At 71.9% G+C, this 13267-nt stretch carries 9 protein-coding genes; 7 read left to right on the forward strand and 2 right to left on the reverse strand.

Annotation, left to right across the window (positions count from 1 at the left end; translation table 11 throughout):
• Nucleotides 1–31: 31 nt before the first annotated feature.
• On the reverse strand, nt 32–1219 hold the full coding sequence (locus ACZ7L9_RS26110; protein ID WP_471418729.1) for a PucR family transcriptional regulator: 1188 nt from the start codon (nt 1217–1219) through the stop codon (nt 32–34).
• 121 nt (nt 1220–1340) lie between these two features.
• On the opposite strand from ACZ7L9_RS26110, the gene ureA reads away from it, so the two are divergent.
• The 7 genes from ureA (at nt 1341) to pheT (ending at nt 11836) form a co-directional block, all read left to right on the forward strand.
• Nucleotides 1341–1952, forward strand: coding sequence for an urease subunit gamma (ureA, locus tag ACZ7L9_RS26115; protein ID WP_471418731.1), 612 nt, complete (start codon nt 1341–1343; stop codon nt 1950–1952).
• Nucleotides 1949–3634: an urease subunit alpha gene (locus tag ACZ7L9_RS26120; RefSeq protein WP_471418733.1), complete on the forward strand. Its 1686-nt coding sequence runs from the start codon at nt 1949–1951 to the stop codon at nt 3632–3634. The genes ureA and ACZ7L9_RS26120 overlap by 4 nt, the downstream gene beginning before the upstream one ends.
• A 47-nt stretch (nt 3635–3681) precedes the next feature.
• Complete coding sequence (locus ACZ7L9_RS26125; protein ID WP_471418736.1) at nt 3682–5424, forward strand: amidohydrolase; 1743 nt, start codon at nt 3682–3684, stop codon at nt 5422–5424.
• Nucleotides 5421–6743 (forward strand): MFS transporter, encoded by a 1323-nt coding sequence (locus tag ACZ7L9_RS26130; RefSeq protein WP_471418738.1) that lies wholly within the window; start codon nt 5421–5423, stop codon nt 6741–6743. The genes ACZ7L9_RS26125 and ACZ7L9_RS26130 overlap by 4 nt, the downstream gene beginning before the upstream one ends.
• A 138-nt stretch (nt 6744–6881) precedes the next feature.
• Nucleotides 6882–8051, forward strand: coding sequence for a sensor histidine kinase (locus tag ACZ7L9_RS26135; RefSeq protein WP_471418740.1), 1170 nt, complete (start codon nt 6882–6884; stop codon nt 8049–8051).
• Nucleotides 8052–8195: 144 nt separating this feature from the next.
• Nucleotides 8196–9323: a phenylalanine--tRNA ligase subunit alpha gene (gene pheS, locus ACZ7L9_RS26140; protein ID WP_471418742.1), complete on the forward strand. Its 1128-nt coding sequence runs from the start codon at nt 8196–8198 to the stop codon at nt 9321–9323.
• Entirely contained in the window at nt 9323–11836 is a 2514-nt protein-coding gene (gene pheT / locus ACZ7L9_RS26145; RefSeq protein WP_471418745.1) for a phenylalanine--tRNA ligase subunit beta, read from the forward strand. Before pheS ends, pheT begins: the two co-directional genes overlap by 1 nt.
• Before the next feature lie 252 nt (nt 11837–12088).
• On the opposite strand, the gene ACZ7L9_RS26150 is transcribed toward pheT, so the two are convergent.
• Nucleotides 12089–13222 (reverse strand): CaiB/BaiF CoA transferase family protein, encoded by a 1134-nt coding sequence (locus ACZ7L9_RS26150; RefSeq protein ID WP_471418747.1) that lies wholly within the window; start codon nt 13220–13222, stop codon nt 12089–12091.
• Nucleotides 13223–13267 lie beyond the last annotated feature (45 nt).

Raw genomic sequence — 13267 nt, forward strand, 5'->3', positions numbered from 1 at the left:
TTGCCGGGAGGGGCACTGGCTAGGCCCTGTCCTAGTCGGCAGCCGCGGTCCTGGCCCGCAGCGCCACCGCGACCAGTGCCGCGTCGTCGGGGCGGCGGACGTCGCGGCCGGTCAGCTCGTGGAAGCGGGCGAAGCGGTGCTGGACCGTGTTGCGGTGGCAGTACAGCGCGGCCGCGGTGTCCGCGATGGAGCCGCTGCCCCGCAGATGCTCCGTGACGGTCTCCAGCAGACGAGCCGCCTCCGTGGCCGACACCGAGGGGCCGTCCAGACCGCCCAGCACATCGGTGGCCAGATCCGTACCGAAGTCTCCGGCCCGCCGCACCAGCACATCCAGCCAGCTGTCCTCCAGCAATCTCGGTGAACGGGCATCCGGCGGCAGCGTCTGCGCCGTCGCGATGGCGAGCACGGCGGCCCTGGGCACCGCCGCGAGCCCGTTCGCCTGCGGCGAGACACCGCACGGCGTGGACGCGAGCCGGACCAGCACCGACTGCCACGTGGTGCGCCTGCCCAGCTCCACCACCAGCACCGCGTCCCCGCCGACCGCCTGGTACTGCACCGGGGCACCCGCCGCGCGCAGCGCCGTCGCCGCCCGGTGCAGCCCCGAGCCCTCCGACGCCGGGGCCGCCGCGCACAGATAGGTGCCCGCGCCGTCGAAGCCCAGGGCCAGCCCGGCGTTGCGTACCACCGTCGGATTGTGGCCCTCGCTCTCCAGCAGCCGGGCGAACCACATCCGCCGCTCGTCCTCCTGGCGCCGGCCCATCTCCAGGACCGTGCGCTGATACGCCGTCATGATGCCCGTGACATGGGACTCGACCGCCTCCCACACGTGGTACGCGGACGTCACCAGATCCGCCATGTCGGCCTCGTCGGCCCGCTGGACCAGCGCCGCCCACACCACCCGGAAGTCCAGCCGGGCCGCTTCCAGCAGCGAGTCGAGCGGGACCCCCTGTCGGGCCCGCTGCTCACCCACGCGTTGCGACACCCCCGCGATGTGCGCGGGCACCGGAAGCTGCGCCACCGTACGCAGCAGCAGTTCGAAGGCCTGCCAGGCGGAGCTGCGGAAATCGGCGTCCGGCACCCGGTCCGCGTAGGCGCTGCGGACCGGGTTGATCATCTCCATCCACTGGCCGATCAGGCCGTCGATGTTGTCCAGGCACTGGCCCGCGAGCTCCGCGATCCGACGGGACGGGGGAGGGAAGTGCGAAACCGGAGTGTGCATATGACCAATGTAAGGGGCTGTACGGGTGATGTTTCAACGTTGGTTTTGTGCTCGTTGCCCTCGAAGCTGAGGCAATCCGGAAATCCCCTCCGGGTCCACCGCATTCAGGGAGGTCCTGGCAGTGCATCTGACGCCGCGCGAGCAGGAGCGTCTCCAGCTGTTCACCGTCGCCGAGCTGGCCCGCCGCCGCAGGGCGCGCGGCCGGCGGTTGAACACGCCGGAGGCCATCGCCCTGATCTGCGACGAGGTGCTGGAAGCCGCCTGGGACGGGCTCGGTCTGGACGAGGTGATCGAGGTGGGCCGCTCCGTGCTCACCGAGGCCGAGGTGATGGACGGCGTGGCCGACATCGTCACCACCGTGCAGGTCGAGGCGCTCTTCCCGAGCGGCACCGCCCTCGTCGCCGTCGACCGGCCGATCGGCCCGGGAGCACCCGGCACCGCCCCCGGAGCCGTACGGACCGCCCCCGATCCGGTACGGATCAACGAGGGGCGCCCGCGCACCACCCTCACCCTCCGCAACACCGGTGACCGCACAGTGTTCATCTCCTCGCACTACCCGCTGCACGAGGTGAACGCGGCCCTGGAGCTGGACCGCGAAGCGGCGCGCGGGCTGCGGCTGGACATCGCGGCCGGCACCGCGCTGGCCTTCGAGCCGGGGGAGTCCCGGGAGGTCTCGCTGATCCCCCTCTCCCGCCACCCGCAGCACGTCCAGTCCGAGGAGCAGCGCGCATGACCAGCATCGACCGCCGCACGTACAACGCTCTGTACGGGCCCACCACCGGTGACCGCATCCGGCTCGGTGACACCGACCTGTGGGTCGAGGTGGAGGCCGACGACGGCACCCCCGGCGACGAACTGCTCGGCGGCTGCGGCAAGACCGTGCGCGACGGGCTGCTCGCCTCGCCCCGCTCCGACCGGGACTCCGCGCTGGACATGGTGGTCGCCGGAGCCGTCCTCATGGACCCGGTCCTCGGCGTCCGCAAGACCGACATCGGCATCAAGGACGGCCGGATCGTCTCCGTCGGCGGCGTCGGCAACCCGGACGTGATGCCGGTCGAGTACGCCATCGACTCGCACACATCCGTCGTCCCGGGCGAGGGGCTGATCGCCACCCCCGGCATCGTGGACAGCCATGTCCACCTCTCCTCGCCCGAGGTGGCGCCCGCCGCGCTCGCCGCCGGGGTCACCACACTCGTCGGCATGGGGCTCGGCGGGGTCTGGGAGATCGGCTGCAATCCGGCCCACAACCTGCACACCCTGATGAGCTCCTGGCAGGGCACCCCGCTCAACATCGCGTTCCTGGCCCGCGGTTCGTCCAGCTCCCGCGCGCTGCTCGACGAGTCCGTGCTCGCCGGGGCCGGCGGCTTCAAGATCCATGAGGACTTCGGGGCCACCCCGCGCATCATCGACAACTGCCTCGACACGGCCGAGGCCGCCGATCTGCCGGTCGCCCTGCACACCGACTCCATGAACGAGTCCGGCTATCTGCGCGACACCATCGGCTCCACCCGGGGCCGGACCGTGCACGCGTACCACGTGGAGGGCGGTGGAGGTCACCCCGATCTGCTGGAGATCCTCTCCGAGCCGAACATCCTGCCCTCGTCGACCACGCCGACCATCCCGTACACCCCGAACACCGTCGGGGAACTCTTCCCGATGACGATGACCGTGCACCGGCAGAACCACCACTCCGCCAGCGACGTGGAGATCTCCAAGGGCCGTATCCGCGCCCATGCCATCGCCGCCGAGAACGCCCTGCACGACCTCGGCGCGATCTCCATCGTCAACTCCGACTCCATGGGCATGGGCCGCATCGCCGAGACCGTCCGCCGCACCTGGCAGCTCGCCCACCTCCAGGCCCTGGCGGCCGGGGAGGGCGGCGTCGAGCACCGCGGCAACGCGCGGGCCCTGCGCTACCTCGCCAAGATCACCCTCAACCCGGCGATCGCGCACGGCCTCGCGCACGAGGTCGGCACCGTCCAGGTGGGGCGCCTCGCCGACCTGGTGCTCTGGCACCCCGCCTACTTCGGCTCGAAGCCCGAACTGGTCATCAAGGCCGGGTTCGTGGCGTGGGGCAACACGGGGTCCGGCTCGGGATCGACCCGGCTGACCCAGCCCCGTACGTACCGGCCCTATTTCGGCGCCCTCGGCCAGGCGCCCGCGCGACTCTCCCGGATCTTCGTCGCCGAGGCCGCGCTGGCGGACCGGGCGGCCCGGGCGGCGCTGCCCAAGGGGCTGACGTACGCGCCGATCCGCGGCTCCCGCGGCCTCACCCGCGCCGACATGCTGCACAACACCGCGACCCCGCACGTAGTGGTGCCGCGCGAACCCGCCCCCGTCCTCGTGGACGGAGTCCCCACCGGCACCCCCGCCGCAGGCGCCGTACCGCTCGCCCAGCTGCACCACCTCGCGTGAACGCGAAGACCTGAACGCGAAGACCTGAGCCCGAAAGACCCTCACCCGTGAAACTCGATCTGCTGGTTCGCAACGCGAACATCCTGACCCTCGACGACGACCGGCCCACCGCCCGTACCCTCGGCGCCCTGCACGGCCGCATCGTCGGACTCGACGAGGAGGTCGAGCACCTGCCCGCCGCGCGGGTCCTCGACGCGGGCGGCGCCACGGTCGTGCCCGGCTTCAACGACGCTCACTGCCACACCGCGTGGTTCGGCCTCACCCTCACCCAGCTCGATGTCTCCGGCGCACGGACCGTCGACGAGGTGTACGGCGCCGTGGCCGCGTATGCCGCCACGCTGCCCGAGGACGCCTGGGTGATCGGCGCCGGACTCGATCACAACCGGACCGGCGGACGCTACCCGCACCGCGACGCCCTCGACCGGGTGGCGGCCGGCCGGCGGGTGTGGCTGAAGCACACCTCCGGGCACGCCTGTGTCGTCAACACCCCGGTGCTGCGGCTCGCGGGGATCCTGGCCGACGGCTTCACCGACCCGGACGGCGGGGTCGTCTCCCGCGACGAGGACGGCCGGCCCGACGGGCTCCTGGAGGAGACCGCCCAGCGCCTCGTGCAGCGGCACGTACTCCCGTACCCCGTGGAGACCGTCGCCGACGCAGTCGGCGCCGCCACCCGGCACTACCTCACCGAAGGCATCACCAGCTTCACCGAGGCCGGCATCGGCGGCGGCTGGATCGGCCACACCCCGGTCGAACTCGCCGCCTACCAGCTCGCCCGGGACACCGGCAGGCTCCACACCCGAGCTCAGCTGATGGCCGCCTCCGACGTCCTGCACCCGCTCGTCTCGCACGCCGACGACGGCATCGACTTCGGGCTCGACCTCGGGATGCGCACCGGCTTCGGCGACGACCGGCTCTCCCTCGGACCCGTCAAGATCTTCCTCGACGGCTCCCTGCTCGGCCGCACCGCCGCCGTCACCGAACCCTTCTGCGGCTGCCCGCACAACGAGGCGGAGGCGGCGAATCCCACCGGGTACCTCCAGAACGACGCCGACGCCATGACCGAAACCGTCGTCGCCGCCCACCGAGCGGGCTGGACCGTGGCCGCCCACGCCATCGGCGACCGGGCCGTCGACCTCGCGCTCGACGCATTCGCCCGCGCCCGGCGCGAACTCCCGCGCCCCGGCGTGCACCACCGCATCGAGCACGCCGGCGTGGTCCGCCCCGACCAGCTCGGCCGGTTCGCCGAGCTCGGCGTGATCCCCGTACCACAGCACAACTTCCTGCCGCCGTTCGGCGATGCCATGGCCGAGACGCTCGGCGCGCAGCGCACCGCCTGGTCCTACCGGCTGCGCTCGCTGCTCGACCTCGGCCTGCCGGTACCCGGCAGCTCCGACCGGCCCGTCGCCCCCGGCGCCCCGCTGCCCGCCATCCAGGCCATGGTGCAGCGGCGCACCGGATCGGGCGCCGTGTACGGGCCCGACGAGCGCGTCCCGGTCCTCGACGCCCTGCGCGCCTGGACCGAGGGCTCCGCCCGCGCCACCGGCTTCGGCGGCCGCAAGGGGCGCCTCGTCCCCGGGCAGCTCGCCGACCTCACGATCCTCGACGCCGACCCGCTCCGCACCGATCCGGACCGGATCGGCTCGATCCAGGTCCGCGCGACCGTCGTCGACGGCGATCCCGTCCACGACCCGCACGGCCTCGCGGCCCAGGCCGCCGCCCGCACAGCCGCACAGCCCGTTCCCCCGTCCCCTCAAGGCCACCAGGCCCTCCGTCCCCAGGAGAACGTGTGAGCTCGCCCGACATCAAGGACATCCGGCGACTGCTGATCGCCGCCTTCACCGGCACCGCCCTGGAGTGGTACGACTACTTCCTCTACGGCACCGCCGCCGCCCTGGTCTTCAACCGGCTCTTCTTCCCCGAGCTGGACCCGGCCGTGGGCACCATCGCTTCCTTCGTCACCTTCGCCGTGGGCTTCGTCGCCCGCCCCATAGGTGCGGCCGTCTTCGGCCACATCGGCGACCGCTACGGCCGCAAGGTCGCCCTGATCATCACCGTCGTGATGATGGGCGTCACCACCGGCTGCATCGGCCTGCTGCCCAGCTACGCCACCATCGGCATCTGGGCCCCCGCCCTCCTCGCACTCCTCCGCTTCCTGCAGGGGATCTCGGTCGGCGGTGAGTGGAGCGGCGCCATGCTGCTCACGCTGGAGCACACCCCGAAGGAGAAGCACGGCAGCTACTCCTCGATCCCGCAGCTCGGCTCGCCCGTCGGCACCCTGGTCTCGTCCGGCGCGTTCGCCCTGGTCGGGATGCTGCCCGACGACTCTTTCTACTCCTGGGGCTGGCGTCTGCCGTTCCTCGCCGCGTTCCCGCTGCTCGGCTTCGCCCTCTACATGCGGCTGCGGATCGAGGAGTCGCCGGTCTTCCACGCGATGCTCGCCGACGCCGAGAAGAACGGCCCGAAGCCCGCACCGCTCATCGAGGCGTTCCGCCGCACCTGGGGCCGCATGATCATCGGCATCGGCGCGGCCCTGCTCGGCGTCGGCGGCTTCTTCCTGATGACCACGTTCATCATTTCGTACGGCACCGACGAGCTGGGCATCGACAAGTCCGTGATGCTGAACGCCACCGTCATCGGGTCGGTCGTCGAGATCGTCGTGCTCGTCGTGGCGGGGCGGATCGCCGACCGGATCGGCGCCTGGACGGTCTGTGCCATCGGCGGCATCGTCTCGATGGCCGTCGCCTTCCCGGCCTTCTGGCTCGTCGACACCGGCAAGCCCGCACTGGTCTACCTCGGGGTGGGGCTCGGGATCGGCGCACTCTCCATTCCGTACGCCCCCATCGGCGCCGTGGTCTCCGGGATGTTCCCCGAGGCGTTCCGCTACAGCGCCGTCGCGATGTCCTACAACCTCGCGGGAGTCGTGGCCGGATTCGTACCGCTGCTCGCCACCTCGCTGACCGGGGCGGCGAACGGTGCCTCGTGGGGTGCGGCCCTGCTCCTGATGGTGATCGCGGCCTGCACGGCCGCCGGATCGTTCGCCTCCGGATCGCTCACGAGGCGTGACCGGGCGGCCCGGCCGGCCGGGGCCCGCGTCGAGGCCGCCGTCTGACCGGGGCCATGCCCCGTACCCCGCCGAACGGCGGACCGCAGCAGTGCGCCCCCGCAGGGTGTCGCTCCGTCACCGACGACTAGTAGGGTGACGAACTCGGGGGCCCACTGCACCGGTTCGAGAGGTGGGGTACGGGATATGGCTGTCGGCATGAGCAGGCCGCGCGAGACACGCGCGGCCGTCGTGCGCGCCGGTGAAGGCCCCGGCACGGCGGGCGAACCGGCCGAAGGACCGGACCTCGGACCCGTCGACGCGACCGTCGATCCCGACGACCTCCCCGACGGCCTGGTCATCGCCGACGAGGCCGGCCGGATCATCTGCTTCAACTCCGCGGCCGCCCGGATCACCGCCGTGCCCCGGGCCGCCGCTCTCGGCCGTCCCCTGGAGCACGCACTGCCGCTGGAGGATCTCAAGGGCCGCCGCTGGTGGGCGCTGACCGATCCGTACGGCGGCCTCGCCACCCGGGTCGGCCAACCGGAGCGCAATCTGCTGCTGCCCGGCGGCCGCGAGGTGCTGGTCTCCGCACGGTACGTACGCGAGCACCCCACCGGTCCCGTACGCCGGCTGGTCATCTCGCTGCGCGGCACCGAGGCCCGCCGCCGCACCGAACGCAGCCACGCCGAGCTGATCGCGATCGTCGCACACGAGCTGCGCTCCCCGCTGACCTCCGTCAAGGGCTTCACCGCGACCCTCCTCGCCAAATGGGAACGGTTCACCGACGACCAGAAGCGCCTGATGCTGGAGACCGTCGACGCCGACGCGGGCCGCGTCACCCGGCTCATCGCCGAACTGCTCGACATCTCCCGGATCGACTCCGGCCGGCTGGAGCTGCGACGGCAGCCCGTGGATCTCTCCGCCGCCGTCGAACGCCACATCCAGGCCCTCACCGCGAACGGCCAGACCCCCGACCGCTTCCTCGTCCGCACCTGCCAGCCGCTGCCCGCGGTCTGGGCCGACCCGGACAAGGTCGACCAGGTGCTCGGCAACCTGCTGGAAAACGCGGTGCGCCACGGCGAGGGAACCGTCACCATTGAAGTCGCACCCGCATCCGTACCCGCGAAGAGCGACGAGAAGGGAACGGCCGTCACCGTGAGCGACGAAGGCCCCGGCATCCCCGAGGAGTCGATGGGCCGTGTCTTCACCCGCTTCTGGCGGGGGAGCAAGCGCGGTGGAACCGGCCTGGGCCTCTACATCGTCAAGGGCATCGTCGAGGCGCACGGCGGTACGATCACCGTCGGCCGCGGCCCCGGAGGCGGCGCGGAATTCCGATTTATTCTGCCCGTGAGCGTGCCGGCCTACCTGGTCTGAGCAGCCCACGGGCCTCCTACACATCCGGTGACCCTTAGACTCGACTTTTGGCACCTTTGCGTCCTCCAGTCGTCGAGCGGGGCCGCGGGGTCCGGGGTGTCCCCGGTTCAGAGCAGTACCAGCCAATCGGAAGCACGGGAAGAGATGTCGGCACCGAACAAGTCGTACGACCCAGTCGAGGTCGAGGCACTGAAACCGGAAGAGATCGAGCGCATGCGGGACGAGGCCTTCGCCGCCTTCGCCGCCGCCGGTGACCTCGACGCGCTCGCCCAGGCGAAGACCGCGCACACCGGTGGTACCTCGCCCCTGTCGCTCGCCAACCGGGAGATCGGCGCACTGCCGCCGCAGGCCAAGGCCGAGGCGGGCAAGCGCGTGGGCCAGGCCCGCGGCGCCGTGAGCAAGGCCCTCGCCGCCCGTCAGGCGGAGCTGGAGGCCGAGCGGGACGCCCGCGTGCTGGTCGAGGAGGCGGTGGACGTCACGCTGCCCTACGACCGCACTCCGGCCGGCGCCCGCCACCCCCTGACGACCATCATGGAGCGCGTCGCCGACGTCTTCGTGGCCATGGGCTACGAGGTCGCCGAGGGCCCCGAGGTCGAGGCCGAGTGGTTCAACTTCGACGCCCTGAACTTCGTGCCCGACCACCCGGCCCGGCAGATGCAGGACACCTTCTTCGTCCGGGGCGCCGACGGTGCCGAGAGCGACGAGTCCGGTGTCGTGCTGCGTACGCACACCTCGCCGGTCCAGGCCCGCACCCTGCTCGACCGCGAGCCCCCCGTCTACGTCGTCTGCCCCGGCCGCGTCTACCGGACCGACGAGCTCGACGCTACGCACACCCCGGTCTTCCACCAGATCGAGCTGCTCGCCGTCGACGAGGGCCTCACCATGGCCGACCTCAAGGGCACCCTGGACCACATGGTCCAGGCGCTCTTCGGCCCGGACATGAAGACCCGGCTGAGGCCGAACTTCTTCCCGTTCACCGAGCCGTCCGCCGAGATGGACATGGTCTGCTACGTCTGCCGCGGCGCCTCCGTCGGCAACCCGGACCGCCCCTGCCGCACCTGCGGCAGCGAGGGCTGGATCGAGCTCGGCGGCTGCGGCATGGTCAACCCCAAGGTGCTCGTCGCCTGCGGTGTCGACCCCGAGAAGTACAGCGGATTCGCCTTCGGGTTCGGCATCGAACGGATGCTGATGTTCCGCCACAACGTCGAAGACATGCGAGACATGGTCGAGGGTGACGTCCGGTTCACCCGGCCGTTCGGGATGGAGATCTGATGCGCGTCCCGCTTTCCTGGCTGCGGGAGTACGTCGACCTGCCGGCGACGGAGACCGGCCGTGACGTACAGGCCAAGCTCGTCGCCGTGGGTCTGGAGGTCGAGAGGGTCGAGCAGATCGGCGCCGGCCTCAAGGGCCCGCTGGTCGTCGGACAGGTACTGACCATCGAGGAGCTGGAGGGCTTCAAGAAGCCCATCCGCTTCTGCACGGTCGACGTCGGCCACGCCAACGGCACCGGCGAGCCGCAGGAGATCGTCTGCGGAGCCCGTAACTTCTCCGTCGGCGACAAGGTCGTCGTGGTCCTCCCGGGCGCCGTCCTGCCCGGCGACTTCGCGATCGCCGCACGCAAGACGTACGGCAAGACCTCACACGGCATGATCTGCTCCACCGACGAACTCGGCATGGGCGACGACGGCACGCACGGCATCATCGTGCTGCCGCCGGAGCACGAGGCCGGCACCGACGCGATCGAGCTCCTCCAGCTGGTCGACGAGGTCCTCGACATCGCCGTCACGCCGGACCGCGGCTACTGCCTGTCCATGCGCGGTGTCGCCCGCGAGACCGCCATCGCGTACGGGCTTCCGCTGCGCGACCCGGCGCTCCTCGACGTGCCCGCGCCGAACGCCTTCGGCTACCCGGTCAAGGTCGCCGACCCGATCGGCTGCGACAAGTTCACCGCGCGCACCGTCGTCGGCCTGCAGCCCGAGGCCCGCTCCCCGATCTGGCTGCAGCGCAGGCTGCAGAAGGCCGGGATGCGCCCCATCTCGCTCGCCGTCGACATCACCAACTACGTGATGCTGGAACTCGGCCAGCCGCTGCACGCCTACGACCGCACCCGCCTCGACGGGCCGATCGGGGTGCGCCGCGCCGAGCAGGGCGAGAAGCTCACCACCCTCGACGGCACGGCCCGCGTCCTGGACGCCGAGGACCTGGTCATCACCGACAACCGCGGGCCGATCGGCCTCGCGGGTGTCATGGGCGGGGCCAACACCGAGATCGCGGACGTCCAGGAGGGTGCGCACAGCACCACCGAGGTCGTCATCGAGGCCGCGCACTTCGACGCGATCTCGATCGCCCGGACCGCGCGCCGCCACAAGCTGTCCTCCGAGGCGTCCAAGCGCTTCGAGCGCGGCTCCGACCCGCAGGCCGCGGCCGCCGCCGCGCAGCGCACCGTCGACCTGCTGGTGCTGCTCGCCGGTGGCACCGCCGAGGCCGGCGCCACCGAGGTCAGCGCCCCGTCCGCGCCCCGCACCATCGCGATGCCGGCGGACCACCCCGACCGGGTGGCCGGTGTCGTCTACGGCCGCGAGACCGTCGTACGCCGCCTCCAGGAGGTCGGTTGCGACGTCTACGGGCAGGACGAGCTGATCGTCACCGTGCCGTCCTGGCGCCCCGACCTCAGCGAGCCGAACGACCTCGCCGAAGAGGTCATCCGGCTCGAGGGGTACGAGAACCTCCCGTCCACCCTCCCGACGCCGCCGTCCGGCCGCGGGCTCACCGACCGCCAGCGGCTGCACCGCAGGATCGGCCGGGCGCTCGCCGGAGCAGGCTACGTCGAGGCGCTGAACTACCCGTTCGTCGGCGCCGCCGTGCTCGACCAGCTCGGGTTCGACGCCGACGACGCCCGCCGCCGTACGGTCGACCTCGTCAACCCGCTCTCCGACGAGGAGCCGGCGCTGCGCACCACGCTGCTGCCGGGCCTGCTCGGCGCACTGCGGCGCAACGACGGCCGCGGCAGCCACGACCTCGCGCTCTTCGAGACCGGTCTCGTCTTCAGGCCGACGGGCGACGAGGCGAAGGCCGTACGGCTGCCCGTCGACCGCCGTCCCACCGGCGAGGAGATCGCCGGGCTCGACGCCACGCTGCCGCGTCAGCCGCGCCGCGCCGCGGTCGTCCTCGCGGGCGCCCGCGAGCAGGCCGGCTGGTGGGGCAAGGGCCGCCCGGCCGACTGGGCGGACTCCGTCGAGGCCGCTCGTACGATCGCCCGTGAGGCGGGTGTCGAGGTGACCGTCCGGAGCGACCAGCACGCGCCCTGGCACCCGGGCCGCTGCGCCGCGCTGTATGTCACGGTGAATGGCGAGGAGACCCTCTTCGGGCACGCCGGTGAGCTGCACCCGCGCGTCATCAAGGAGCTCCACCTGCCCGAGCGCACCTGCGCCATGGAGGTCGAACTCGATCTCCTGGAACAGGCTGCCGACGGCCCGCTCCAGGCACCGCGGATCTCCGCCTTCCCGGTGGCGACCCAGGACGTCGCGCTGATCGTCGCGGAGAACGTCCCCGCCGCCGAGGTGGAGCAGGCGCTGCGCGAGGGCGCGGGTGAACTCCTCGAATCGCTGCGGCTGTTCGACGTCTTCACCGGCGACCAGATCGGTGCGGGCCGCAAGTCCCTGGCGTACGCGCTGCGGTTCCGCGCGGCGGACCGCACGCTGACCGTCGACGAGGCCTCGGCAGCGCGCGACGCCGCGGTGGCCCTCGCCGCCGAGCGGACGGGCGCGGTGCTGCGGGGCGCGTGAGGCGCCGTCGTCCTCGATCGCCGGGCGGGCCGGATCTTCGGCCCGCCCGGCGCGTTCGAGGACGATTCGGAGCCCGCCCGAGGACAGGCGGCAATTCCGGTCGGCGCGGCGCTCGAAGGCATCTCGGCGCCCGTCGGGGCCGGTTCGTTTCGGGCCTGCCCGGTGTTCAGGTGGCCCTTGGTGCCCGTCCGGGCGGGCTCGTTCTCCAGCCCTGAAGTGACCGGCCGTCTCCGTGGCGGTCCCGGGCCCGGTTCAGCCGATGGTCCAGTCGCGGAGGACTTCGGCGCGGTGGGCGTCGAGTTCGGGGGTGGTGGAGGGCGAGGCGTGGGGCGTGTTCTGGAATGCGACGGGTTGACGCAGTGCGGTCATGCCGTCCAGGGCGGGGTGTTGGAAGCGTCCGGTGAGGCCCCGGTGACCGACGCTGTCGAGAGCCTGCTGGAGATCCTGTACGGGGCCGGCGGGGACGCCCTGCTGGCCGGCGAGCGCGACGACGTCGGCGGCGGAATGCTGCCGCGTCCAGGACTCGATGGTGGCGCGGACCTCCGGTTCGTGGGCGGTGCGTGCCTCGTCCGTGCGGTACGTGGGGTGGTCGGCGAGATCCGGGCGTCCGATCAGGGCCAGCAGGTTCTGGAAGGTGCGGTCGTTGGCGGCCGCGAGGACGACGGGGGCATCGGCCGCCTGGTAGACACCGAACGGGGTGGAGACGGGATGGCGGTTGCCCACGCGGGTGGGCGGGGTGCCGTTGGCGGCCAGCAGGCTGGCGTTGGTGAGCTGGAGGGAGACCATCGCATCGAGCATGGCGATGTCCAGGTGCTGCCCCCGTCCGGTGCGGCCGCGTTCGACGAGGGCGGCGCAGATCGCCCATGAGCCGTACAGGCCGGCCTGCAGATCGGCGATGGACTCGCCGACCTTGGTCGGTTCCCCGTCGGCCCGGCCGGTGGTCTCCATGATCCCGGACATGGCCTGGATGATCAGGTCGTAGGCCGGACGGGCGGACATCGCGCCCGTCTGCCCGAATCCGGAGATGCTCGTGTAGATCAGGCCCGGGTTGCGGGCGAGCATCGCCTCCGCGCCGACGCCCAGCCGGTCGGCGACGCCCGGCCGGAAGTTCTCCACGAGTACGTCCGCGCGGTCCACCAGGGACCACAGCGTGCGCAGGTCCTCATCGTTCTTGAGATCGAGCGCGATGCTGCGCTTGTCCCGGTTGAGCATCGCGAAGTAGACGCTCATGCCCTCCACGAACGGCCCGAGATGGCGGGTGTCGTCGCCGTTGGGCGGCTCCACCTTCACCACGTCGGCGCCGATGTCGGCCAGCAAGGACGTACAGAACGGGCCGGCCAGTACCCGGGACAGGTCCAGCACGCGGATTCCGCTCAATGCCGGCATGGCAACTCCTTCGTTCGACTGCGCCGAACGCTAGGCAGGAGCAGT

The organism is Streptomyces sp. NPDC111516 (genome assembly GCF_055635345.1).

Coding starts and splice junctions, on each gene's coding strand:
- pheT (WP_471418745.1), top strand. CDS start 9,323: ATGCGCGTCCCGCTTTCCTGGCTGCGGGAGTACGTCGACCTGCCGGCG.
- ACZ7L9_RS26120 (WP_471418733.1), top strand. CDS start 1,949: ATGACCAGCATCGACCGCCGCACGTACAACGCTCTGTACGGGCCCACC.
- pheS (WP_471418742.1), top strand. CDS start 8,196: ATGTCGGCACCGAACAAGTCGTACGACCCAGTCGAGGTCGAGGCACTG.
- ACZ7L9_RS26150 (WP_471418747.1), bottom strand. CDS start 13,222: ATGCCGGCATTGAGCGGAATCCGCGTGCTGGACCTGTCCCGGGTACTG.
- ACZ7L9_RS26135 (WP_471418740.1), top strand. CDS start 6,882: ATGGCTGTCGGCATGAGCAGGCCGCGCGAGACACGCGCGGCCGTCGTG.
- ACZ7L9_RS26110 (WP_471418729.1), bottom strand. CDS start 1,219: ATGCACACTCCGGTTTCGCACTTCCCTCCCCCGTCCCGTCGGATCGCG.